The organism is Lelliottia nimipressuralis (assembly GCF_041464075.1).
GTDB classification, from domain to species: domain Bacteria; phylum Pseudomonadota; class Gammaproteobacteria; order Enterobacterales; family Enterobacteriaceae; genus Enterobacter; species Enterobacter nimipressuralis.
This window is the reverse complement of sequence record NZ_CP167172.1, coordinates 905,844-931,273: the sequence shown is the minus strand read 5'-3', so window position 1 is coordinate 931,273 and position 25,430 is coordinate 905,844. Positions and strand designations below refer to the sequence as shown.

21 protein-coding genes, 1 tRNA gene and 1 pseudogene are annotated in these 25,430 nt (G+C 50.8%); 12 read left to right on the top strand and 11 right to left on the bottom strand.

The features are described from left to right. Positions 1-65: 65 nt before the first annotated feature. From ACB496_RS04335 to ACB496_RS04310, 6 genes are all read left to right on the top strand, one after another. Positions 66-815, top strand: a complete 750-nt coding sequence (locus ACB496_RS04335) for a fimbria/pilus periplasmic chaperone (protein ID WP_371975209.1) — start codon at positions 66-68, stop codon at positions 813-815. Between the two features lie 43 nt (positions 816-858). Next, positions 859-1,458 carry a fimbrial protein gene (locus tag ACB496_RS04330; protein WP_371974537.1) on the top strand — a complete coding sequence of 200 codons (600 nt, stop codon included), beginning with the start codon at positions 859-861 and terminating at the stop codon, positions 1,456-1,458. A gap of 15 nt (positions 1,459-1,473) precedes the next feature. Further along, complete coding sequence (locus ACB496_RS04325) at positions 1,474-1,944, top strand: hypothetical protein (protein WP_371974536.1); 471 nt, start codon at positions 1,474-1,476, stop codon at positions 1,942-1,944. A 175-nt stretch (positions 1,945-2,119) separates the two neighbouring features. After that, positions 2,120-2,491, top strand: a complete 372-nt coding sequence (locus tag ACB496_RS04320; protein ID WP_371974535.1) for a fimbrial protein — start codon at positions 2,120-2,122, stop codon at positions 2,489-2,491. Beyond that, positions 2,488-3,030, top strand: coding sequence for a fimbrial protein (locus ACB496_RS04315; RefSeq protein ID WP_371974534.1), 543 nt, complete (start codon positions 2,488-2,490; stop codon positions 3,028-3,030). Before ACB496_RS04320 ends, ACB496_RS04315 begins: the two co-directional genes overlap by 4 nt. 83 nt (positions 3,031-3,113) lie before the next feature. After that, positions 3,114-4,010: a hypothetical protein gene (locus tag ACB496_RS04310; protein WP_371974533.1), complete on the top strand. Its 897-nt coding sequence runs from the start codon at positions 3,114-3,116 to the stop codon at positions 4,008-4,010. A 300-nt stretch (positions 4,011-4,310) separates the two neighbouring features. On the opposite strand, the gene ACB496_RS04305 is transcribed toward ACB496_RS04310, so the two are convergent. Next, positions 4,311-7,388, bottom strand: coding sequence for an autotransporter outer membrane beta-barrel domain-containing protein (locus ACB496_RS04305; RefSeq protein WP_371974532.1), 3,078 nt, complete (start codon positions 7,386-7,388; stop codon positions 4,311-4,313). A gap of 492 nt (positions 7,389-7,880) precedes the next feature. Between ACB496_RS04305 and ACB496_RS04300 the strand changes: the two are divergent. Next, positions 7,881-8,234 (top strand): annotated as a pseudogene (locus ACB496_RS04300) (tyrosine-type recombinase/integrase); the annotation flags it as partial. A 534-nt stretch (positions 8,235-8,768) separates the two neighbouring features. Here the strand turns inward: ACB496_RS04300 and ACB496_RS04295 are convergent. From ACB496_RS04295 to proB, 4 genes are all read right to left on the bottom strand, one after another. Further along, positions 8,769-9,965, bottom strand: a complete 1,197-nt coding sequence (locus ACB496_RS04295; RefSeq protein WP_371974531.1) for a tyrosine-type recombinase/integrase — start codon at positions 9,963-9,965, stop codon at positions 8,769-8,771. Positions 9,966-10,128: 163 nt separating this feature from the next. After that, positions 10,129-10,204, bottom strand: a tRNA-Thr gene (locus ACB496_RS04290). A gap of 111 nt (positions 10,205-10,315) precedes the next feature. Then, the gene (gene proA, locus ACB496_RS04285; protein WP_371974530.1) at positions 10,316-11,569 is read right to left on the bottom strand and encodes a glutamate-5-semialdehyde dehydrogenase; all 1,254 of its coding nucleotides are present in this window, start codon (positions 11,567-11,569) and stop codon (positions 10,316-10,318) included. A gap of 10 nt (positions 11,570-11,579) precedes the next feature. Further along, positions 11,580-12,683 (bottom strand): glutamate 5-kinase, encoded by a 1,104-nt coding sequence (proB, locus tag ACB496_RS04280; protein ID WP_100777506.1) that lies wholly within the window; start codon positions 12,681-12,683, stop codon positions 11,580-11,582. A gap of 306 nt (positions 12,684-12,989) precedes the next feature. On the opposite strand from proB, the gene phoE reads away from it, so the two are divergent. Beyond that, positions 12,990-14,042 (top strand): phosphoporin PhoE, encoded by a 1,053-nt coding sequence (gene phoE, locus ACB496_RS04275; protein WP_102104387.1) that lies wholly within the window; start codon positions 12,990-12,992, stop codon positions 14,040-14,042. A gap of 78 nt (positions 14,043-14,120) precedes the next feature. Here phoE and crl read toward each other — a convergent pair whose 3' ends face one another. The 3 genes from crl to gpt form a co-directional block, all read right to left on the bottom strand. Beyond that, positions 14,121-14,522 (bottom strand): sigma factor-binding protein Crl, encoded by a 402-nt coding sequence (gene crl, locus ACB496_RS04270; protein WP_100777508.1) that lies wholly within the window; start codon positions 14,520-14,522, stop codon positions 14,121-14,123. Between the two features lie 57 nt (positions 14,523-14,579). After that, the gene (gene frsA, locus ACB496_RS04265) at positions 14,580-15,824 is read right to left on the bottom strand and encodes an esterase FrsA (protein WP_123430010.1); all 1,245 of its coding nucleotides are present in this window, start codon (positions 15,822-15,824) and stop codon (positions 14,580-14,582) included. A gap of 108 nt (positions 15,825-15,932) precedes the next feature. Next, on the bottom strand, positions 15,933-16,391 hold the full coding sequence (gene gpt, locus ACB496_RS04260) for a xanthine phosphoribosyltransferase (protein ID WP_047174674.1): 459 nt from the start codon (positions 16,389-16,391) through the stop codon (positions 15,933-15,935). Positions 16,392-16,651: 260 nt separating this feature from the next. On the opposite strand from gpt, the gene pepD reads away from it, so the two are divergent. Further along, positions 16,652-18,109 carry a cytosol nonspecific dipeptidase gene (pepD, locus tag ACB496_RS04255; RefSeq protein ID WP_371974529.1) on the top strand — a complete coding sequence of 486 codons (1,458 nt, stop codon included), beginning with the start codon at positions 16,652-16,654 and terminating at the stop codon, positions 18,107-18,109. Between the two features lie 112 nt (positions 18,110-18,221). Here pepD and dinB read toward each other — a convergent pair whose 3' ends face one another. Beyond that, a complete protein-coding gene (dinB, locus tag ACB496_RS04250) occupies positions 18,222-19,280 on the bottom strand; it encodes a DNA polymerase IV (RefSeq protein WP_102104390.1) in 1,059 nt (352 codons plus the stop codon). A gap of 276 nt (positions 19,281-19,556) precedes the next feature. Between dinB and dpaA the strand changes: the two genes are divergently transcribed. Further along, complete coding sequence (gene dpaA, locus ACB496_RS04245) at positions 19,557-20,297, top strand: peptidoglycan meso-diaminopimelic acid protein amidase (protein ID WP_100777512.1); 741 nt, start codon at positions 19,557-19,559, stop codon at positions 20,295-20,297. Here dpaA and ACB496_RS04240 read toward each other — a convergent pair. Further along, positions 20,268-21,035: a class II glutamine amidotransferase gene (locus ACB496_RS04240; RefSeq protein ID WP_100777513.1), complete on the bottom strand. Its 768-nt coding sequence runs from the start codon at positions 21,033-21,035 to the stop codon at positions 20,268-20,270. The genes dpaA and ACB496_RS04240 overlap by 30 nt on opposite strands. 150 nt (positions 21,036-21,185) lie before the next feature. After that, positions 21,186-21,764 carry a D-sedoheptulose 7-phosphate isomerase gene (gene lpcA / locus ACB496_RS04235; protein ID WP_100777514.1) on the bottom strand — a complete coding sequence of 193 codons (579 nt, stop codon included), beginning with the start codon at positions 21,762-21,764 and terminating at the stop codon, positions 21,186-21,188. Positions 21,765-22,082: 318 nt separating this feature from the next. Here lpcA and fadE point away from each other — a divergent pair, with 318 nt between their 5' ends. Next, a complete protein-coding gene (fadE, locus tag ACB496_RS04230; RefSeq protein WP_371974528.1) occupies positions 22,083-24,527 on the top strand; it encodes an acyl-CoA dehydrogenase FadE in 2,445 nt (814 codons plus the stop codon). A gap of 108 nt (positions 24,528-24,635) precedes the next feature. Beyond that, on the top strand, positions 24,636-25,406 hold the full coding sequence (locus ACB496_RS04225) for an amidohydrolase (RefSeq protein ID WP_107704208.1): 771 nt from the start codon (positions 24,636-24,638) through the stop codon (positions 25,404-25,406). Positions 25,407-25,430: the final 24 nt, after the last annotated feature.

Below are 25,430 nucleotides of genomic sequence, written 5' to 3'. Positions count from 1 at the left end.
TCATGAGAAGATATATCATGATTAATTTATCTTCTTTTAATTCAATACTACAACCGGAAATTAACATGAAATCATCCACTATTAAGAATAGTCTTTTTGTATCATTACTGATAACTATAAACGGTCAATCAGCCTTGGCAGCCGTTGCCCTGGACCGAACGCGTGTTATATTTGATGGCAGCAAGAATTCAGTGAGTTTGGGAGTTAGTAACGAAAATACAAAATTACCTTATCTTGCACAGGGATGGCTTGAGGATTCGAAAGGAAACAAAATTACCAGCCCGTTGACTGTTTTACCGCCAGTTCAGCGTATTGAGCCAGGAAGTAAAAGTCAGGTTAAAATTCAGGCTTTACCCTCCGTCAGCACGCTCCCTCAGGATCGCGAATCACTTTTTTATTTCAATTTACGTGAGATCCCACCACGTAGCGACAAAGCAAATACTATGCAACTGGCACTGCAGTCGCGCATAAAGCTGTTTTATAGACCAAAGGCCCTTGTTATCAGTGCAACAGAGATGGCTTCCATCTGGAACGAAAAAATCACGCTGACTAAATCGGGTGATAAGTATCAGGTTTCAAATCAGACTCCTTATTTTATTACGCTGGTTGATGCACGCTCTTCAGAAAAAACTGAGAGTAATGCAAACTTCAAAGCCGTGATGCTCGAACCGTATGGCCAGAATACGCTAGGTGTTAACGCCAATGAATTAGGAAGCAACCCTGTTCTTACGTATATAAATGATTATGGTGGACGTCCTCGCCTGAATTTTAAATGCAATGCAAATTCCTGCAAGACTGATACAAATCAGAAATGAATGAATTGCCAGTGTTAACAAGCCTCTTATTAAGAGAATACGTATGTTTTTAAAAACATCAAACCTTCAGATGTTGTTTATTATATTAATAGCAACTCTATCTATACAGGTGACTCAGGCCACTGAGCAAAATAATTGGCTTACAGATGGTTTACATGGAGTGTTTCACGTAAATGGTGCTGTATATCGAGATGCCTGTCGTCTTGATATGGCTTCAGTCTTTCAGGAAATCGATTTAGGGGATACAAAAACAAGCCAGTTTAACCATCCGGGAGATAGAGGCAGGGCAGCTACCCTTGAGCTGCGACTGAAAGACTGTCAACAGATTAGCCGGAGTTTAATGAATGTTCCTGGTGCATTACTTAGCTGGAGTGATAGTCAGCCATTGGCCACAATTCGCTTTATTGCAAACAGCCATAAAGATAACGACCAGCTTATCGCGTTAAACGGGATTGAAGGCATTGGTTTGAGAATCACGGATCATCAGGGGAAAAGTGTACCTTTGGGGCAGCGGGAAGGACCTTTGTTCCTGGAACCGGGTACTGATGCCGTAATTTACCATGTAGCCCCTGAACGAACCCTATCGGCCCTTGAGGCCAACGAATGGGATGCTTTTGTGAGTTTCGAATTAATTTATGATTGATGAGATATAAATTGAATGATTACGAAACTAAATGCGTGTGTAAAGATTTTCATACTGGTATTGACAGCAGTTTCAACTTCTTTTTGTTATGCGGCGCAGTCACCCGATAGTTTTACCTTTACCGCGACCGCCATTATTTTAGGTCCGCAGTGTACGTGGCAACATGAGGGCGAAACCACTGTCTCTTTGGGGGATCTCACACTTGGCATTCCGGTGAAAATAGATTTTCCCGTTGGGAAAATGAGGGGTGTTTGCCCAGGATCCGAATCCCGCCCGTTTGGATTTACAGTTTCCCTGGACAATCCAAGTAAAAATGGGCTGAATCACCAGTTAATTGATCGTTCTACGAATATTGAAATCAAGGATGGCACTCACCTGGAGAAGAAACAGGCGGAGTTAACCATGTTATCAGTGCGAACTACCGGGACTCCAGTTCAGGCTGGTGCCTATAATAATAATCTGGTCATGATAATTAAGTATGACTAACACCATCTAAATTTATATGTAGGATACAATGTATAATCTTAGGTTTATAAAATACACCTTAGCCTGGCTTGGTTATAGCCTGATATTGTTGGTCTCATATTCACCGCGCGCTGCTCAGGATGATGATAGAGTAAAATTCTCGATTACAGCGATGGTCTCAGAAGAAGCACAATGCATGGTTAATAACAATGAAAATATTGTTGTTCAATTTGGAGATGTCGATATTACAAAAATTGACGGTTCTTCGTATCTAAGAAAACAGTTAGATTTACACCTAACATGTGAACATCTTCAGAATAATCAGTTAACCCTACAATTTTATGGTGCCAGTGCGCAATTTAATACTGCGTTGCTTGATATTCCTGAAAAACCCGGACTGGGTGTGCGGTTACTGAATAATGGCACCCCCCAGGCTATTAATGAAGAATTTACATTAAATTACGGTGATAATACGATACTTGAAGCTGTTCTTGATAAAGATGTTGATGCGACTTTAATGGGGGGGGGATTTACAGCATCTGCAACCCTGCGGGTAACTTATCAATGATGAATCGCCAAGTTATATTCACTACAATGGTTATAGTTTCTTTCTTATTTTATCCATTCCGTCATGCTATATCAAATGAAAGTAGCATTGCTGCTGAATTTAGCGGAACATTAATTGAAGCCTCTCCCTGCACCATCAGGCCTGGTGATGAAGAAATTACGATGATGATTTCTGATATTACAGTGAGAGAGCTTAAAGAACAAAAAAGGACGAAAGGTTTTCCTTTTACTATACATCTTGATAACTGTGATATCTCCAGGCAAGGAACAGTGAAAATTCTCTTTACCGGGGCTGAAAGCTCTGGCTCTACCGGTTTGTTAATGCCCGACCCCAGTAGTACCAGTAATGGAATTGCCATTGGCATTGAAACGCCAGATGGAGAACTGCTGTCAATTAACGACCCTGCAAAATATCTTTCATTACAGATTGCAGAGTCGACAATGTTTACTGTGCAGGCTTTCATTCAGGTTGATGATGAAAATAACTTAACCGAGGGTACCTTCTATGCTAGCGCAAATTATATCATTGAGTATGACTAATTAATTTAGACCGAATAAGAACTAGCACCAGACCTGGGATATGCTAATATATCCAGATGGCATATGTTATATTAGGCGATGACATGACTAAATTTAATGATGGCTTTACACGGGAAATTTTCAATTCTTTACTGGAGCATATTGACAATCGACTGCCCTATCAGATGACCATGAATGAGTTACAGCGCATTTCTGGTTATAGTAAAAGACACCTGAGTCGATTATTTTTGGAATATGCAGGTGTCACTCCATACCTGTATATTAAAGTAATGTGGGCTTACAGAATACTTCTGGAGCTCAAGTTCACCACCATTTCAGTAGAGGATATTTGTAAAAAACACAACAGAAAGGGTATTGGTTATTTTAAAAAAAGCATTGAACTAATCACTGGAGAGTGTATTGATAAATCAAAAACACATAGAAACATTAGTTTCAATGGGATTCTTAAAAAACATAGAATAAATCTTCCAAAGAGGTATCTATCATGTACATTTGTCAGCCTTTTTGATTTTGATATACAGGCTCGTGGTGTTAAGCATACGTTTCAGCGTCCAGGCGGGATGATGATAGCCTCACATTACCATCAGATTGAACGCATTATTGATAATTTTTGTGATACCAATTCGTTAAATCGTGATGACGTATGGATGTGTGCACAATTCTCTCCATATGATGGTGAAAATTATGAAGTCAGTATGTATACCTTTATATCCGGCAATCCAAACATTTTACCTGAAGGTGAAAATTTATCCCTTCAGGGTGATTACATCTGTTTTAGCTGGGCTGGCCGGGTAGAGGATACCTTTTTAAGGGTCAGAAGTTTTTACGATATTTTTTTTCTTGAATATATGGCAACGCGGAAAGAGGGGTTTGATATATCAAGGAGGCGAAAGGTAGAAGGCATAGATAATTATTACGTATTTAGCTACTATATTCCGGTAGTCATTAACGAGGCGATACTATCTATTGCCAACCCTTGATACCCATCCCTTTGAAAATATTCTCCTGCAGTCGGAAAAAAATTCTCATAGTGTTCTTATATCCATTTATTGCTTTGCGATCAAAATTCGTTATTTACATATCGGCTCCATGTAATCACCTTTGCGGGTTATGTCCGGTTGTTGTGCCTGAGCGCAAACCGACATGCAGGTCGCATGTCGGTTGTATCTTCCCGTGGTTATCGGTCAAATTACCCGCAACCTGCTGGGCAGGTTGGTGAAGTTTTCTCTGTTCTGTTAGCAAGCACGGAAGCCACCGATGATGGTAATGAAACCGTAACATTAGAACTCATAACGCACTCCTATACTGCCACCCACATCACGATAGTCATCCCTGCCAAATCGAACACTAGCACCGGCCTGTACGCTCATATTACGTATTATACGACTCTCAACTCCTGCCTTTACTTCACCCAGGTTTTTCTGACCTGCGCTGTACAGCGTTACGTCATCCATTCTGACGCCAGCCTCTTCACTGTTGTGTATCCAGTTTGCGGCCAGGTACGGTTTCCAGACACTATTCTTGTCCGGCCGGTGCTCCATAAAGCCCTTTAGGCCAACGCGGCTCTGCACATTGTTATCACCCTTACCTACCACTTGGGTTCCGTTATCTTCAATATGCTCATCCATCTTCACGCCATTCCACACCACCTGGGCCTGAGGCTGAATAAAGAAGTCATTCTGCTCATTTCCCCCGAGGTGGAATGTATAACCCCCTTCCAGTGATGCCTGTAGCCCATTTGAATCATACTCTTCGGCAGACATCCCCTCCTCCCGGACTTCATTGCTGAACCAGGCATACTGTAACCAGCTGTCAAGATAAGCCCCGGTACGTTGGTCTGCATTTTGGAACCAGGTGCCGTAGAGACCGGCACTGTAACCACTGGCGTTCCCCTCTGAGCCGTAACCGGTCAGGCTGGAGTCGCTGGTGCTGTGGCTGTTACCATAGCCAACCATAACCCCGGTACGCCAGCTGTCGGTTCCCGTCAAGGTGCCGCGGGCAATGTCGCCCCCTAACTGAACCACATAGCGGTTCTCGTCGGTGTCGATCTGGTCACCGGCAGAGCGATTGTCCAGATGGCGCCCTTCCGTGCGTAACCACATGCTGGTTGTTTTCTTCTCTCCGCTCAGCATATCGGTATAAGTCCGCTGATCGTTGCGATCTTCCATTCGGGTGACGAGCATTTCACTGACAGCTATCATGTTGGTGATGTAGCTGCCTGCTACCGGACGAACCATGTGAACTCCCGGACCAATCGGTGGCGATGGTGGTTCTGGTGCCTCAGGGTCTATTGGTGGTAATGGTGGTTCTGGTGCCTCAGGGTCTATTGGTGGTAATGGTGGTTCCGGTGCCTCAGGATCTACAGGCAGAGGCCCCGGTTCAACAGGTGGTAGTGGGTTAAGCGTACTGGTCAGATACCAGTTGCCATTCTGCGGACCTTTCGCAAGCCGATAGTCGTATGCACCGGCCACAATGCGACTTTTCTGAACGAAATTTCCATTTGATTTCCCGTCAACGCCAATCAACTCAATCCCTTCCACGGTTTCTGCGCCCTGGCCCCCAAGGTTGATCACCTGAACATAGCTGCTTCCGGAAGTGTTACCCGTGATATGCATCCTGTCGGTAAGTGAGTTATCACCTGCCAGAACAGAGTTGAATACGAGGGTGCCGCCGTTACCTATATAGTCAGTAGCTGTAAGGGTGGTTCCGGCAGACGACTCACTCTGGTTGAGGTAAACTGTTCCGCTGTTGACCAGAGAATATAGCGTCTGATCGTGCCCGTTAAGATCAAGCACACCTTCCCGTCGCACGTTATAGCCGGAACTACCGCTGAATGCACCTTCCGTCCCGGCGGTAAGTGTACCGCCATAAACAGATGTTCTTCCGTAATAGGTATTGTTACTGGTAAGTGTGGTATGTCCCTGCCAGATATTAATATTACCGGTACCTTCCACTGGAGAGGAGAACACATACTCCGAATCTGTGTGGTTGAAGTTAATTTCCGCAATACTTGTGTTTAAGTTGGAATTTAGAGTAACAACACCAGCTTCCACATAACCCGCTCCGATTGCATCTTGATTTCGGGCAGCCCCAATATTTAGCGCACCATTATTGATAGAAAGGTTTGGAGATTTAATCAGGCTTCCATTACTGGCCGTCAGAGTGCCGTAGGCGGTTGCGTTGGTACTGCCGTTGAAAAATACGGAATAACCGACATAAATATTATTTGTCGCAGTTAAAGAAGCACCGTTATTTACAGTTAACACACCGGTGCCGTTACCCGCGCCTGTAGAGTCGGTACTGGTGCCTAAGCCGACAAAGATATAATTTTCAGCAAACACAGAAGCACCACTATCAACGGTTAGCGTACCGGTTCCGGTTCCGGTTCCGGTGCTGGTGCTGGTGCCTAAGCCGACGAAAATATTTTTTCCTGCAGACACAGAGGCACCGCTATCCATGGTTAGTGTACCTGAGCCGAAGCTGTCGTAGCTACCGGTACTGTTACCGTAGCCGACATAAATATCTTTCCCCCCCAGCACAGAAGCTTTGTTATTCACGGTGAGCATACCGGTACCAGTACCTATAACGCCTAAGCCAATGAAAACATCATTTGTCGCAGACACAAAAGCACCACTATCTACGATTAGCCTCCCTGAACCAGCTATGTCAAAGTTACCTGTACTGTCGCTGTAGCCGACGTAAATATCATTCCCCGCCCGCAAAGTAGCATTGTTATTTACATTAAATATACCTTCACCTGTTCCTGAAGAACCTAAGCCGATAAAAATATTATTTCCTGCAGACACAGAAGCGTCTCTGTCCACTGTTAATGTCCCCGTGCCGGCACTGTCATAATTACCTGTATCGTAGCCGTAGCCAACGTAAATATCATTTTTTGCCAGCACAGCAGCTTTGTTGTCCACGTTTAACACGCCTGTTCCTGAACCTGCAGAGCCTAAGCCGACGAAAAAAATATTTTCCGCAGATACAAAAGCACCGTTATCCACAGTTAACGTGCCGGAGCTGTTATTTCCCACACTAACATAATTCGTCTTTACGACCCCAGAAGCAGGAAAGCCTGTTCCTTTAATAGTAAGCGAGGCATCCCCAGGAGTGTTGCCTATATAAATAATACCGTAAGTCAGATTAGAGCCAGTTTCTAACTGAAGTATTTCATCCGCTTTCACTACGATAAGGTCGTCTGCAGACTTAGCTGAAGATACAAAAACGAATGGCAGTAATATCGTGAGGGGAAAAAATTTACCTATGCAGGTCATGCTATTACAACGAGTTACACCAGACATCTTTCGACTTGTTGTTAGATCAGGTTGATATAGCATATTGACTTTTTTCATCATTCTAACCTTCCAAAATATGGATACAGTGAAAAATCATTTTCAGGCTCGGCTGGAAAGGTACTGATAGGATGTTACGAATAAAATAGGTACTCTATGGTGGACGTCTGATTCCCTCAATCTAACCCATACACCCTAAAGATGCAGGCATGAATTCTCGCCGTGCAGGGGATAATCGGTATACATTAAAGATTAAAATCGTCTTTTGGTAATTATTAGCAAAGTAATCACCCCTTGCAATTATACCTACTGTCATTAATAAAATTCATTATCTGTATGACCTGAAATTATCCTGTACTACACGCTGTTTTTTATGCCCCAGATAGCTTCACAGTATTATTGTAGCTTACATTTAATTTCTGCTGACTAACATTGCTCCACAAAGTTAAAATTATTCAAAATCGCCCCTTAAAACCAGCGTAATGCGCCAGTATTTTTTGAGTCATTCTGGTGCCATTTATGCTTGGTTTAAGTTTTAAGGCAGTTTTGCCGGGCGAGCTCCCGCTGGAGCACCGCAACAAGCGAACCGGTAAGACAGAGAAGGCACGTATCTGGGAGAACACTGCTCGCACGGTCCGGACATGGCTTGGTGAAGCAGTGGAAGCGGCTGCGGCCGACGGGGTAACGTTCTCGGTACCGGTGACCCCGGACACGTTTCGTCATTCCTACGCCATGCACATGCTGTACGCAGGAATTCCGGTAAAGGTGCTGCAGAGCCTGATGGGTCACAAGTCGGTCAGCTCGACGGAATTCTATACAAAAGTGTTTACACTAGATGTGGCTGCCCGGCACCGGGTGCAGTTTTCGATGCCGGAGACTGAAGCTGTGGCGATATTGAAAGTCAGGTAAGTAATTTCATTACTTCGAGTATCAGGGAAATGGGGATGTCCTCACGTTGCAGATGAAGACATTACTAACATCGGGGTGTACTAATCAACGGGGAGCAGGTCATTGGGTCTACATAAGGCACATTCGAAAGAAAATAGTAGTTACCTTGATCTGATACACCATCAGGGAACAACTCCCTCACTAAATGGCCCAGTTCGATAGGTGTGATATCATCAAATTTCTTCAGCGATACAATTTGTTTTTCTTGGTAGCGATTGTATCTGTCGACAACATATAATTTTGCCATTTTCACCTTCCAAATTAACCTTCAAAGGTTAGTAGTTTTTTCGCATACGCACAGATATTAGCAGACACGATTGCTTAGCAACGATATGCGCAAATGATATCAGAGTCAGCTTTTCACTGTGAGTTCAACTGATGGACGCAAATGTAAATCAGTACAAAAAATTACGGGGGTTGAACTCCTCCAAAGCGGAGGAGCTAAGCTTTAGATTTCACGCTACCTACTAATAAAGGACCAATTTAAGGTTCGTATCATAAGGCCATGATTATTTTATATTTTCCAATGTTATCAATATAATCCGCATACCACTGCATCATCTCCCTACGTCCTTCCAGATACAACGCATGGTTGTACGTCCCACGAATCGCGTTCTTATCGATATGCGCAAGCTGGGTTTCAATCCACGCCGTATTGAACCCTTCTTCATGCAAAATCGTACTCATCGTGTGCCTAAAACCATGTCCCGTAACCTTTCCTGTATATCCAATCCGTTTGAATACCTGATTAATGCTCGCTTCACTCATCGTCTTACGGGGATCATTACGCCCTGGGAATACCAGAGGATATTGTCCAGACATCACTTTGAGCTGCTGTACGATTTCCAGCGCTTGGGTAGAGAGGGGGACAAGGTGAGGCCGTTTCATCTTCATTCGCTCTGCAGGTATTTCCCACACCGCTTTCTCAAGATCAAACTCACTCCAGAAAGCCCCCCGAAGCTCGCCGGTACGAACTCCCGTAAGGATTAGCAAACGTGCGGCAAGAACAACTAACGGGCTGCCTGTATAGCTAGAGAGAGCTTTAAAGAAGTCTGGTAACTCCTCAACGGTAAGGAAGGGATAATGCTTCGATTCATGTCCTGACATCGCGCTGGTTAGATCCGCAGCAGGATTGTATTCCGCGCGACCGGTAACGATGGCGTAACGAAAGACTTCGCTGCAGCGCTGGCGAACCTTCTTGGCCTTCTCTGTCGCGCCACGACTTTCCATACGACGCAGCACATTCAGCAGAACCAGTGGTTTGATTTCATTTACCGGCTGCTGGCCGATATAGGGGAAAATATCTTTATTGAATGCTTCGATGATATCGGAGGCATAACCTTCTGACCATCGGCTCACCTTCGTTCCGTGCCATTCAAGTGCCACAGCCTGAAACGTATTATTGAGCTGCACATCGCGAACCAACTTTTCTTCTTTCTTGGCAAACGATGGATCGATACCTTCGGCCAGTTTTTTCTTGGCTTCATCACGTAGTGCCCTCGCTTGTGCAAGGGACACTGTCGGATAGACACCAAAAGCCATACGCTTCTCTTTTCCATTGAAGCGATATTTCATCCGCCAGTATCGGGAACCAGAAGGAACAACTTCAAGATACAAGCCTGCACCATCTGCTAGCTTGTAGGCTTTCTCTCTGGGTTTAGCAGCATCTACCTGTCGTGCATTAAGCTTCATTGGGGGCACCTCCCTGGACCGAACACAGAATGCCCCCACTTATGCCCCCAACTGTGACTTGATTCCGGTTGAGTCCAGTTGATAACAGGAGATAAGATACGGGCCAGAAACCGCAGTATACGGGCTTTAAGTTGATTTCGGTAGACTTGGGAAGAGTTTGAAATGGTGCCGATAATAGGAGTCGAACCTACGACCTTCGCATTACGAATGCGCTGCTCTACCAACTGAGCTATATCGGCCCTGAGAGGCCGGTTACGAGTGTAACCACGGGGCAAAAGGTTAAAACTAACGGGGTGATGCGTCAATAGCCTTGCGAATCAAAAGCCTAATTTTGCATCACCCACGTTTATTTACGCACGAATCGTATCATCGCCAAAGCCGATCCACTTGTAGGTGGTCAGCGCTTCCAGGCCCATCGGGCCACGGGCGTGCAGTTTTTGCGTGCTCACCGCCACCTCTGCGCCCAGTCCAAACTGGCCGCCGTCGGTGAAGCGCGTTGAGGCATTCACGTAGACCGCAGAAGAATCCACTTCATTGATAAACCGATCGGCGTTGCGCAGGGTGCGGGTCAGAATCGCGTCAGAGTGCTGCGTGCCGTGGGTGCGAATGTGGGCGATAGCATCGTCCAAATCGGCGACCACTTTCACATTCAGATCCAGCGACAGATATTCGTCGTCATACTGCTGTGCTTTGACCACTTCTACTTTCGCTGGGCCATCTTTCAACAACGCCAGCGCATTCTCATCTGCATGCAGCGTCACGCCGCTCTCGGCCATCTGCTTGCTCAGCGCAGGTAAGAACGTCTGCGCGATATCCTGATGCACCAGCAGCGTTTCAACGGTGTTGCAGGTACTCGGGCGTTGGGTTTTGGCGTTGACGATAATCTTCAGGGCAGGCGCGATCTCTGCGCTGTCATCCACCACGATATGACACACGCCAATCCCGCCGGTGATTACCGGAATGGTCGACTGTTCGCGGCACAGCTTGTGCAGGCCCGCGCCACCGCGTGGGATCAGCATGTCGATGTATTTATCCATGCGCAGCATTTCATTCACCAGCGCACGATCCGGGCTTTCGATAGCCTGTACCGCACCGGCTGGCAGGCCGCACTCTTCCAGCGCCTGCTGAATGACGTTAACGGTGGCCGCGTTGGTTCGCCACGTCTCTTTACCCCCGCGCAGAATGGCGGCGTTACCGGTTTTCAGGCACAGGGAGGCGACGTCGACGGTCACGTTCGGGCGCGCTTCATAAATCACGCCGATCACACCGAGTGGGACGCGGCGACGCTCGATGCGCAGGCCGCTGTCGAGCAGCCCGCCGTCAATCACCTGCCCCACTGGATCGGCGAGGTTGCAGACCTGGCGCACGTCATCCGCGATGCTTTTAAGACGTGCGGGCGTCAGAGCCAGGCGGTCGAGCATTGCCTCGCTCAGGCCATTGTTACGCGCGTCGGCCAAATCCTGTTCGTTGGCGAGCAGGATCTGCTGAGACTGTGCTTCCAGATAATCAGCGATTTTTTCCAGAACGCGGTTTTTCTCGCGGCTGGAAAGGAGCGCCAGTTTGTAAGAGGCGGCTTTGGCAGCGGCGCCCATTTGTTCCAGCATGATTGGCTCCTTAGCGAATGATCATATCGTCACGATGCACAGCAACCGGGCCGTATTCATAGCCCAGAATGGCGTCGATTTGCTGTGAGTGATGCCCGGCAATGCGGCGCAGCGCGTCGCTGTTGTAGCGGCTGACGCCGTGAGCAATATCGCGACCTTCAAGATTACAGATACGAATCACTTCACCACGGGAGAAGTTACCTGTCACGCTTTTAATTCCTTTTGGAAGCAATGAGCTGCCTCTTTCCAGAATCGCGGCGGTCGCCCCTTCATCGACGGTGATTTCACCGGCTGGCGGTGCGCCAAAAATCCAGCGTTTGCGGTTTTCCAGCGGAGAAGCCTGCGCGTGGAAACGGGTGCCGACGGAAATTCCTTCCATCACGTCGCCAATCACGCCCGGACGGCTGCCCGCTGCGATGATGGTATCGATGCCCGCGCGGCAGGCCACGTCGGCGGCCTGCAACTTGGTGCCCATTCCGCCGGTGCCCAGCCCGGAAACGCTGTCTCCGGCAATCGCGCGCAGTGCGTCATCAATGCCGTAAACGTCCTTAATCAGCTGCGCCTGCGGGTTATTGCGCGGGTCGGCGGTAAACAGCCCCTGCTGATCCGTGAGCAGCAGCAGCTTGTCAGCCCCGGCCAGAATCGCCGCCAGCGCAGAGAGATTATCGTTATCGCCAACTTTGATTTCAGCGGTTGCCACCGCGTCGTTCTCGTTAATGACCGGAACGATGTTGTTATCCAGCAGTGCACGCAAGGTGTCTCGCGCGTTCAGGAAGCGTTCACGATCTTCCATGTCCGCGCGGGTCAGCAGCATCTGCCCGACGTGAATACCATAGATAGAGAACAGCTGTTCCCACAGTTGAATCAGTCGGCTTTGCCCGACCGCGGCCAGCAGTTGCTTAGAGGCGATGGTGGCGGGGAGTTCGGGGTAGCCTAAATGTTCGCGCCCGGCGGCAATCGCGCCTGACGTGACAATCACAATACGATGACCTGCGGCATGAAGCTGTGCGCACTGGCGGACAAGTTCAACAATGTGGGCGCGATTAAGGCGGCGCGATCCGCCTGTTAAAACACTGGTACCGAGTTTTACCACCAGCGTCTGGCTGTCACTCATGATTCTCTGCCATTCAACAATAAGGGAAAATGATGTCAATCAGACGTTTTAACAGGACTCAGCGCCGTTGCCAACTGCTGGCGCACAAAGCTCGCGACTTTGTTGCGCGGGATCAGGAAGCGTAGCGGCAGATTTTGACAGTTTTATGACTGAAAAATTAAAACTGACTTTTTTAAACATATTCTTACTTTGTCATAAAACGTTCACCCGCAGACGATAAAACCCTTCCTGTTTTTCACGGGGTAATAAGCTGAATCTTATTGCTCAGCGAATATTAGCGCGTTTTATAAAACATCAGGATTGAAAATGAAAAAGAGCACTCTGGCATTAGTGGTAATGGGCGTTGTGGCTTCCGCATCTGTACACGCAGCTGAAGTTTATAATAAGAACGGAAATAAACTGGACGTGTACGGCAAAGTAAAAGCAATGCACTACCTGAGTGATGATGATACCAAAGACGGCGACCAGACGTATGTCCGTTTCGGCTTTAAAGGCGAAACACAAATTAACGATCAGCTGACCGGTTACGGTCGCTGGGAAGCAGAATTCTCCGGCAATAAAGCCGAGAGTGATTCCACGCAGAAAACCCGTCTGGCCTTTGCCGGTCTGAAGCTGAAAGATATCGGCTCCTTCGACTACGGTCGTAACCTGGGCGCGCTGTATGACGTGGAAGCCTGGACTGATATGTTCCCGGAATTCGGCGGCGACTCTTCGGCGCAAACCGATAACTTCATGACCAAACGTGCCACCGGCCTCGCCACCTACCGCAACACCGACTTCTTCGGTGCGATTGATGGCCTGGACATGACCCTGCAGTATCAGGGCAAAAACGAAGGCCGTGATGCGAAAAAACAGAACGGCGACGGCTTCGGCACCTCGTTGACCTATGATTTCGGTGGCAGCGATTTCGCCGTCAGCGGGGCGTACACCAACTCTGACCGCACCAACGCGCAGAACCTGCTAGCACGCGGTGAAGGCGAAAAAGCCGAAGCCTGGGCAACCGGTCTGAAATATGACGCCAATGATATCTACCTGGCGGCGATGTATTCTGAAACCCGTAATATGACGCCAATTTCCGGTGGTTTCGCGAATAAAGCGCAGAACTTCGAAGTTGTCGCACAATATCAGTTCGATTTCGGTCTTCGTCCGTCCTTGGGCTATGTCCAGTCGAAAGGCAAGGATATTGAAGGCATCGGTGATGAAGATCTGGTGAAATATATCGACGTCGGCGCGACCTATTATTTCAACAAAAACATGTCTGCGTTTGTTGATTATAAAATCAACCAGATTGATGACGATAATAAACTGGGCGTGAGCAGCGATGATATCGTCGCTCTGGGTATGACTTACCAGTTCTGATATCGATGAATGAAAAAAAAGCCCGGCGCGAGAGCAGCCGGGTTTTTTATTGTCTGTCGCTTTTTTGCGGGTAAGGCGTTAAGCGGAGAGTTTGACCTGCTGGTTAGTAAAATTATCAGCCGGTTCGAGCTTTAAATCTAAGGTCGCCAGCAGATCGCGCGCTCGGTCGTGGAATCCACGCAGCGTTAGCTCCAGGCGGTCGATCACTTCCTGATCCTTGATAGTTGTCGCTTCCCAGTGTCCATCTTTGTTAAACAGGCCAAAGTGATAGCTATACGTAAAACGCTTCTCTTCTGCGTTCATTTCCATCCACCAGCCCCAGAACTCCCGTTTTTCGGGTGCAGGCTTCACGTTGACGCAAACAGCCAGGCAGTCGAAAAAAAAGCGATTCTCTTCACACTGCTCTTCTCGAATATACGGGCCAAGAGCCATGAACTTCTTAATCAGTCTACTTTTCGGGTGTCCACTCGGTAACGTCATTGCGATCTCCTTTTGTGAAGCCACTGTTTTACCAAACCGTCAAAATTTAGCAATCTCTTAACACAATCTCTTGGTGATCCAGCGTGTAATCTCGTTCAATGCTTTGTCAAAATTCTGATACACCGGACTGAAGGGTATCTCGAGCAGCTTGCCATCGGAAGATGACGAGGTGATTAAACGCGACTCTTCTTCCGGGCTGAAAGGATCGTTTTTCCAGAAACCTGACAGCATTGGCGTCGGACAGCGGCGTCCGAGCAGGCCCTGGGTCTTTAATGAATAACGGTTCAGTTCCACACGCAGCGCTTCGTCTGATGCATCATGCATGCCAAGGCGGCTCGCCAGCACGTCTAAATACATCTCCGGCACGCTCCCCTGACGGGTGGGATCGCTGAGCAGCGCATGAACCACCGGCCCAAGACAGGCCACCGCTTTCAGGCGCGACGATTCCAGATAGGCCAGGCGTACCGCAACGTTGGCGCCAAACCGGAAGCCAAATGCCGCCACGCGGGTGTGGTCCACCCAGGGAATATTTTCGAGCGATTTTAACGCATGCTGGTGCAATAAGCTGGAGTCCTGCGTCAGCTTCCACTTAGAAGAAAACCCGATCGACGGCATATCGAGCGTCAGCATCGCGATCCCTTTTGGTGCAAAGTAGCGCTCAAACAGGCTGAAATAATCAATCTGCAGGGAGTCCAGCCCACCGCACATCATCACCGTCGGGAACGGGCCGTCGCCAGGGGGCATGTGTAAAAAGCCGGTGACCGGCGCACCGCCGGGAATGGTGAACTCCAGTTCACGCACGTTGCACGGCAAACGCTGGGCTGCTTCTTCGTAGGCACGGTTTGCCAGCGCCTGCGCCTGTTCTGCCAGATCGTCACCCTTCAGATGCGGATAGGCGGCGATGCTGTAAAGGTTGGCGGCGTGGAGCCAGTGCTTTCCGCTGAGGGTCTGGTCCTGCTCCTGGTTAGCCTTCTGCTGCCAGAGCATCGCCTGCGTCGCCCATTCGTAAATCCAGTTACCACCGCGATAGCCGACGACCGTATCGTAGAGATCGCTGTCGGTGCGATCGGCCTCGCTCATGACGATGCGCGCCTGGACGTCGAGAATTTCACGGGCATCAATGCCGCGCCAGATCCACATCAGACGGTTAATCATGCGATACCAGTGCGGCACGTTTTTGCCGTCCAGAGCGGACTGCACAGCAGGCTGAGTGCCAGGGTTGAAGCGACGAACAAGAGTCGACGTTTCCGGGTGTTTGAAACGAGGTTTGAACAGGGTTTCGCTGAGATTCGCCTGGGTCATTGCGCGCTGCCTCCATGATTACGTCACATAGAGGCATTGTAACGCGCTGGAGGCTAAAAAAAACAACGCCCGGCATCACCGGGCGTTAAAAATAATTTCGTTCTGTAATTAACGGCCAGAAATCGGCGGTACGAAGACCACGCCCATATCCCACGGCTGTTCAATCCAGGTATCCTGCGGGATGTCGATAACATAGTCGTTGACCAGCGGACGACCAGCTGGTTTGGCGAAGATGGTGACGAAATGCGCTTTTGGATACATTTCACGGATCGCAACGGCAGTGCCGCCGGTATCGACCAGATCGTCGATGACGATAAAGCCTTCGCCGTCGCCTTCAGCGCGTTTCAGCACGGTCAGCTCGCGCTGGTTATCGTGGTCATAGCTGGAGATGCAGACGGTATCGACATGGCGAATACCCAGTTCACGAGCCAGCAATGCGCCCGGTACCAGACCGCCACGGCTCACGGCAATAATGCCTTTCCACTGTTCAGAAGGCATCAGGCGTGCAGCCAGTTTGCGCGCGTGAATCTGCAACATGTCCCAGGTGACGACGTATTTTTCGCTCATGTGAAGTGTCCCAGCCTGTTTATATACGGCTTAAAAAGTGTTCGAGGGGGAAATAGGTTGCGCGAGATTATAGAGATCTGACGCACTAAAAACCAGTGTTTAGCGGCGCGGGGCGGAGTTTTTACGTGCTTAATGCTAGCAGCGAACGGAGAAAGTGGTATTCTCAACCTCATCTCGCAAGCCCGACTTGTGCTGACTATCACTCTGCTAACCCTGTGACCTGCAAGCTTGTTTGCAGCGCCACGACAAGGAGACTTATCGTGTCTGAACTGTCTCAATTATCGCCACAGCCGCTGTGGGATATTTTTGCCAAAATCTGTTCCATTCCTCACCCTTCCTATCACGAAGAACAGCTTGCCGAACATATTATGGGCTGGGCGAAGGAAAAAGGCCTGCACGCAGAGCGTGACCAGGTTGGCAATATTCTGATTCGTAAAGCGGCCACCGCAGGTATGGAAAACCGCAAACCGGTTGTGCTGCAGGCGCACCTGGATATGGTGCCGCAGAAAAACAACGATACCGACCACGACTTCACAAAAGATCCGATTCAGCCGTACATCGACGGCGAATGGGTTAAAGCACGCGGCACCACGCTGGGCGCAGATAACGGCATCGGTATGGCCTCCGCGCTGGCGGTGCTGGCTGACGATCGCGTTGAGCACGGCCCGCTGGAAGTGCTGCTGACCATGACCGAAGAAGCGGGTATGGACGGCGCTTTTGGTCTGCAGGCCAACTGGCTGCAGGCAGATATCCTGATCAACACCGACTCTGAAGAAGAGGGTGAGATCTACATGGGTTGCGCGGGGGGCATTGATTTCATCTCTACCCTGCCTCTGACCCGTGAAGCGGTTCCGGCTGGCTTCAAGACCTTCAAGCTGACGCTGAAAGGGCTGAAAGGCGGTCACTCAGGCGGCGATATCCATTTAGGTCTGGGCAATGCCAACAAACTGCTGGCGCGCTTCCTGGCAGGCCACGCGGCTGAGCTGGATCTGCGTCTGGTGGACTTCAACGGTGGTAGCCTGCGTAACGCGATTCCTCGCGAAGCCTTCGCCACCGTTGCCGTTGCAGCAAACAAAGCCGACGAGCTGAAAACCCTGGCGAACGTCTACCTGGATATCCTGAAAAACGAACTGTCAGTCAAAGAGAAAAACCTGACCGTGGTTCTGGAAGCCGTATCCAGCGATAAAGCCGCGCTGACGACCGAGTCACGCGACCGCTTTGTGCAGCTGCTGAACGCCACACCAAACGGCGTGATCCGCAACTCTGACGTGGCGAAAGGCGTGGTGGAAACCTCCCTGAACGTCGGCGTTGTCACCATGAGCGACGACAGCGCGGAAATCATCTGCCTGATCCGCTCTCTTATCGACAGCGGTAAAGAGTATGTCGTGAGCATGCTGGAATCACTGGGCAAACTCTCTGGTGCGAAAACCTCCGCCAAGGGCAGCTACCCAGGCTGGCAGCCAGACGCGACCTCTCCGGTCATGGCGTTGGTGCGTGAAACCTATCAGCGTCTGTTCAACAGCACGCCGAACATTCAGGTGATCCACGCGGGTCTGGAGTGCGGTCTGTTCAAGAAACCGTATCCGGATATGGATATGGTCTCTATTGGGCCGACCATTACCGGGCCACACTCTCCGGACGAGCAGGTGCATATCGAAAGCGTGGGCCACTACTGGACGCTGCTGACAGAACTGCTGAAAGCGATTCCGGCTAAGTAAGACGCTGTACGTGCCCGGCGGCAGTGCGTTGTCGGGCCAGCAGAATCAGTGCCATAGCGATATGTAGACATAAGCCCGGTAAGCGAAGCGCTACCGGGCTTTTTTATACGTTTTATAGCCCCAGCACCAGCTGTCGCTCCAGCTGCGGGTCCAGCAGCGTGACGTGTAAACCCACCAGCCGCACTCCCCTTCCCCCGCGGCGCTCCTGCCAGGCTTTCTTCGCCGTTGCGATCAGGTCGTCTTTATTGAGCCGCGGCCAGACATGCTCCTGGGTTGTTTGCTGGAAGTCGTTAAACTTGAGTTTTACCCCCTGCCGGGCAATCAGCAGATCGGGTTTCACCTTTGCCAGACGCCGCTCCAGCTCGGGGTAGAGCTGCTCGTTAATAATGGTTTCGCAGTCACTCCACTCGTGGATATCTTCCGCAAGGGTGCGCTCCACCCCCACCGATTTACGCAGCCGCTCGCTGTTAATGCTGCGCTCATCAATCCCCTGACTGCGCTCCCACAGCACCCGGCCAAATTTGCCAAAGCGTTTGAGCAGCATTGCCAGATCGCTGTTCTGCACGTCTTCGCAGGTGCGTAGACCCAGCGTTTCCAGCTTCGCGGCCGAGACTTTGCCGACGCCGGGGATTTTGCCCAGCGGCAGGGTCTTCAAAAAAGCCGGGACCTCATCAGGCGTGATGACATATTGCCCGTCCGGTTTATTCAGATCCGAGGCGATTTTGGCGAGGAATTTGACCGGCGCAATCCCGGCGGAGGCCGTTAAATTGAGCTCTTTAAAAATGGTCTGGCGGATCTCCTGCGCCATCAGCGTGGCGGAGCCGTGGCAGTGCAGACTGTCCGTGACGTCGAGATAGGCTTCGTCGAGAGAAAGGGGTTCGATGAGCGACGTGTAGCGGGAGAAGATTTCCCGGATATGGGCCGAGGCCTCTTTGTAAGCATCAAAGCGGCCGGGCAACAGAATGAGATGAGGACAGAGTTTGAGTGCCATCGCCGTGGGCATGGCGCTGCGCACGCCAAATTTGCGCGCCGGATAGTTGGCAGTGCTGATCACACCACGCTTAACGCGGCTGCCGCCAATGGCGATGGGGACATCCCGCAGCGCCGGATTATCACGCATCTCTACGGCGGCAAAAAAGCAGTCCATATCGACATGGATTATTTTGCGCATACTTAACCCTCACCCTTTCACTGGATAAGTATACAGTTAAAAATTCAGAATTGAAAAGTATCAGCGTCTTCACATCCTCCACAATTACGCAAAGTTCCTGGTTTCAAACGCGGTCTGATAAGCTATAAATGCCAACTAATTTGTAAACTCATTAGTTCACTCTTGCGAAAAAATGCAGCGATGCTAATGTGAGCGCTCCTAATCCAGAAAATTCTGATTTCGGGTCTCTTTTGCCGTCCTGGCAAGTTGGTTTGGCTTTATCAAGGAACTTGTAGTATGCGTAAAATCGCATTGTTCATTGCGATGCTTCTGATCCCGTGTGTCTCGTTCGCAGGGCTGCTTGGCAGCAACAGTTCAACCACACCGGTCAGCAAAGAATATAAACAACAATTAATGGGATCACCGGTTTATATTCAGATCTTCAAGGAAGAACGCACGCTCGATCTATTTGTCAAAATGGGCGAGACATATCAACTGCTTGATAGCTACAAAATCTGTAACTATTCCGGCGGATTAGGTCCGAAACAACGTCAGGGTGATTTCAAAAGTCCTGAAGGGTTTTATACCGTTCAGCGCAATCAGCTCAAACCCGACAGCCGCTTCTATAAAGCCATCAATATCGGCTTTCCGAACGCCTACGATCGTGCCCATGGTTACGAAGGCAAATACCTGATGATTCACGGTGCCTGCGTGTCTATCGGCTGCTACGCCATGACAGACAGCGGTATTGATGAGATTTTCCAGTTTGTGACCGGCGCGTTAGTCTTCGGCCAGGCGGGCGTGCAGGTGAGCATCTATCCGTTCCGCATGACCGATGCCAACATGCAGCGCCACAAGTATTCGACCTACGCGGATTTCTGGAAACAGCTGAAACCGGGTTACGACTACTTCCAGCAGACGCACAAGCCGCCGACCGTCTCGGTCGCGGATGGTCGATACATTGTCAGCAAACCGCTGAGTCATGAAGTCGTTCACCCGCAGCTGGCGTCAAACTACACGGTTCCCGAGACAAAATAGTGCCCACTCGCCTGGCATAATCTTTTGCCAGGTTTCATTGCCCGTCAGGGGCTGAGTGGCAATCACCGTGACCACATCGTTGGGTGTGGTCTCGGTTTGAAAATCAATTTCCACATCCTGATCCAGCAGTTTTGCCACGCCAAAGGGCGCGCGACGCGTGATCCAGAAAAGATTGGTCGAGCAGAACGCCATCACATAGCGCCCATCTGACAGCAGCATGTTAAACACACCCTTCTCACGCAGTTCACAGGCCAGCGTGCCGATGTATTTAAACACTGCTTCCATATTTCCCGGCGTGCGCGGGTAGCGCTCTGTCAGCTTGTGCAGTAACCAGCAAAACGCTTTCTCACTGTCTGTTTCACCCACCGGACGGAAATTGCCCGTCTCCAGCGATTTATAGCCGGTCAACTGCCCGTTATGGGCGTAAGTCCAGTTGCGGCCCCACAGTTCACGGGTAAACGGATGGGTATTTTCCAGCGCCACTTCGCCCCGATTCGCCTGACGAATATGGGCAATGACCGAGCAGGATTTTATCGGATAATCCTGGACCAGTCGGGCGATGGGAGAGTTGAAGCTGGGTTGCGGATCTTTGAACGTGCGACAGCCTTTGCCTTCGTAGAAGGTAATGCCCCAGCCGTCTTTATGCGGCCCGGTTCCTCCACCGCGCTGCACCAGCCCGGTGAAACTAAAGCAGATATCGGTTGGCACATTGGCGCTCATCCCGAGCAATTCGCACATACATCACCTCCACAAAACGCCTTAACGCGGGAAGGCGTAATTGTTGCAGCCAGTTTGGATTCGGACAGCGCGCAGAAACCGGAGCGTACACGTAGTACGTGAGGATTTCGAGCACTGCCCGGATTCAAAATGGCAAATAAAATAGCCTTCTTACTTAACCATCTCTTTTTCGATCAACTGGATCAGGATATGAATCACTTTGATGTGAATTTCCTGAATACGGTCAGCATAACCAAAATGCGGCACGCGGATTTCGATATCCGACGAGCCCGCCATTTTGCCGCCATCTTTGCCGGTCAGAGTGATGACTTTCATCCCCTTCTCACGCGCAGCGTCAATGGCTTTGATGACGTTACCGGAATTACCCGACGTGGAGATCCCCAGCAGCACATCGCCTTCACGCCCTACCGCTTCAACATAGCGCGAGAAAATATGATCGTAACCGAAGTCGTTACCCACGCAGGAGATGTGGCTAACGTCAGAAATCGCGATCGCCGGGTAGCCCGGACGGTTTTCACGGTAGCGGCCGGTCAGCTCTTCAGCGAAGTGCATCGCATCGCAATGTGAACCGCCGTTACCGCAGGAGAGCACTTTGCCGCCGGCTTTGAAACTGTCTGCCAGCAGAACCGCCGCGCGCTGAATCGCGTGAATATTGGCTTCATCTTTCAGAAAGTTGGCCAGCGTTTCCGCCGCTTCGTTCAGTTCGTTACGAATAAGATCCTGGTACATGAGGATAATCCTTCAGTATTGATGAAATAACACAGGGAGTGTACCGGATCGCGAGAAAAGCGAGAAGCTATACCCGTCATACTTGACGTGGTATATGCGCTGGCAGTGCCTGCTCTTCCCCTCTCACTGACTTAAGTCTGCTCCTGGTCATGGCGATGCAGATCCTTCGGCGTTTTGATTATTCGTGCCTGTCAAAACCTGAACAATGTGAACCAGGTTGTAATTATTTTGTGAATGCATTGCTAAAAGAAATAACATCCACTACAACCATATCATCACAAGTGGTCAGACCTCCTACAAGCAAGGGAGCTTTTCTTTATGATGATTTTGAGCATTATCGCAACCGTTGTTCTGCTCGGTGTGTTGTTCTATCACCGTGTCAGTTTATTACTGAGTAGCCTGATTCTGTTGGCCTGGACGGCTGCGCTTGGCCTGTCTGGTCTGTGGAATATCTGGGTTGTGCTGCCGCTGGCGATTATCCTGCTGCCGCTCAACGTGCCTACGATGCGTAAGTCGATGATTTCCGCCCCGGTGTTCCGCGGCTTCCGTAAAGTGATGCCACCGATGTCACGCACGGAAAAAGAAGCCATCGACGCGGGTACTACCTGGTGGGAAGGCGATCTATTCCAGGGCAACCCGGACTGGAAAAAGCTGCACAACTACCCGCAGCCACGGCTGACAGCAGAAGAACAAGCCTTTATTGATGGTCCGGTAGAAGAAGCGTGCCGCATGGCGAACGACTTCCAGATCACCCATGAAATGGCCGATCTGCCTCCGGAACTGTGGGCCTATCTGAAAGAGCATCGCTTCTTCGCGATGATCATCAAGAAAGAGTACGGCGGCCTGGAGTTCTCCGCTTACGCTCAGGCTCGCGTGCTGCAAAAACTGGCGGGTGTGTCAGGGATCCTGGCGATCACCGTCGGCGTACCAAACTCCTTAGGCCCGGGCGAACTGCTGCAGCATTACGGCACCGAAGAGCAAAAAGATCACTATCTGCCGCGTCTGGCGCGTGGTCAGGAAATCCCTTGCTTCGCGCTGACCAGCCCGGAAGCTGGCTCTGATGCGGGTGCGATCCCGGATACCGGCGTAGTCTGCATGGGCGAGTGGCAGGGCCAGCAGGTGCTGGGTATGCGCCTGACCTGGAACAAGCGTTACATTACGCTGGCACCGATTGCCACCGTACTGGGCCTGGCGTTCAAACTCTCTGACCCGGACAGACTGTTGGGCGACGAGGAAGATCTGGGCATCACCTGTGCGCTGATCCCAACCTCTACGCCTGGCGTCGAAATTGGTCGTCGTCACTTCCCGCTGAACGTACCGTTCCAGAACGGTCCGACCCGTGGCGAAGATATCTTTGTACCGATTGATTACATCATCGGCGGTCCGAAAATGGCCGGACAGGGCTGGCGTATGCTGGTGGAATGTCTGTCGGTCGGTCGCGGTATCACCCTGCCGTCGAACTCTACCGGTGGCCTGAAATCCGTCGCGATGGGGATTGGTGCTTACGCCCATATCCGCCGTCAGTTCAAAATTTCCATCGGTAAGATGGAAGGTATCGAAGAGCCACTGGCGCGCATCGCGGGCAACGCTTACGTGATGGATGCGGCGGCGTCGCTGATCACCTACGGCATCATGCTGGGCGAAAAACCGGCTGTGCTGTCGGCTATCGTGAAGTATCACTGTACCCATCGTGCGCAGCAGTCAATTATTGATGCGATGGATATTGCTGGCGGTAAAGGCATTATGCTCGGCGAAGGTAACTTCCTGGCGCGCGGCTATCAGGGCGCACCGATTGCCATCACCGTGGAAGGCGCTAACATCCTCACCCGCAGCATGATGATCTTCGGTCAGGGCGCGATTCGCTGCCATCCGTATGTACTGGAAGAGATGGCTGCGGCGCAAAACAACGACGTGAATGCGTTCGACAAGCTGCTGTTTAAACACATCGGCCATGTCGGCAGCAACAAAATGCGCAGCTTCTGGCTGGGCCTGACGCGCGGTCTCACCAGCGCCACACCAACGGGTGATGCGACCAAACGTTACTACCAGCATCTCAACCGCCTGAGCGCGAACCTGGCGCTGCTGTCAGACGTGTCGATGGCAGTCCTCGGCGGCAGCCTGAAGCGTCGCGAGCGTATCTCTGCGCGTCTGGGCGATGTCCTGAGCCAGGTGTTCCTTGCCTCTGCGGTCCTGAAACGTTATGACGATGAAGGCCGTCATGAAGCGGATCTGCCGTTAGTCCACTGGGGCGTGCAGGATGCGCTCTATCAGGCAGAGCAGGCGATTGACGATCTGCTGGCAAACTTCCCGAACCGCTTTGTGGCAGGCGCACTGCGCGTGGTGATCTTCCCAACCGGTCGTCATCATCTGGCACCGTCCGATATCCTGGATCACAAAGTGGCGAAGATCCTGCAGGTTCCAAGTGCAACCCGCTCCCGTATCGGTCGCGGTCAGTACCTGAAACCTACCGAGCATAACCCGGTTGGTCTGCTGGAAGAGGCGCTGCTGGATGTGATGGCGGCCGATCCTGTTCACCAGAAAATCTGTAAACAGCTGGGCAAAAACCTGCCGTTTACTCGCCTGGATGAACTGGCCAAACAGGCGCTGGCGGGTGGCATCATCGATCAGAATGAAGCCGCAGTACTGGTGAAAGCGGAAGAGAGCCGTCTGCGCAGCATTAACGTGGATGATTTCGAGCACGACGAGCTGGCGACCCGACCGGTAAAGCTGCCGGAGAAGGTCCGCAAACCTGAAGCGGCCTAACCCGCATCGCTTCCATAAACCCCGCCGCGTGCGGGGTTTTTTATTGCCACATTTTCTCTTTTTCCCGTGCTACAGTGTCAAAAAGCCGTCTTTCGAGGAGTCATGATTGTGCCTGGTTTGAAGATTACCCTTTTACAACAGCCCCTGGTGTGGATGGACGGTCCCGCCAACCTGCGCCATTTTGATCGTCAGCTCGAAGAGATCACCGGACGCGATGTGATTGTGCTGCCGGAGATGTTCACTACCGGGTTCGCCATGGAGGCGGCAAAGCAGTCTCTGGCGCAGGATGACGTCGTCGCCTGGATGCACAGCAAGGCCCGGCAGACGAACGCTCTCGTCGCGGGGAGCGCCGCGCTGCAGACCGAGCGCGGGCCGGTGAACCGCTTCCTGCTGGTGGAGCCAGACGGCACGCTGCATTTTTACGATAAACGCCACCTGTTCCGCATGGCCGATGAGCATCATCACTACGAGGCGGGTAACGAGCGGGTGGTGTTTGAGTGGCGCGGCTGGCGCATTCTGCCGCTGGTCTGTTACGACCTGCGCTTCCCGGTCTGGTCACGCAACCGTAATGATTACGATCTGGCGCTCTACGTCGCCAACTGGCCTGCGCCACGCTCGCTGCACTGGCAAGCGCTGTTGGTGGCGCGCGCCATTGAGAATCAGGCGTATGTGGTCGGCTGTAACCGCGTAGGCACCGATGGCAACGGGCATCACTACCGCGGCGATAGCCGGGTGGTGAATCCGCAGGGGGAAATTATTGCCACCGCCGAGCCGCATCAGGCGACGCGTATCGACGCCGAGCTTTCGCTGACGGCACTGAAAGAGTACCGGGAGAAGTTTCCGGCATGGCAGGACGCGGATCCCTTTAGTATTGGATGAAAAAAAACCGGGTGCGGCAGCGCC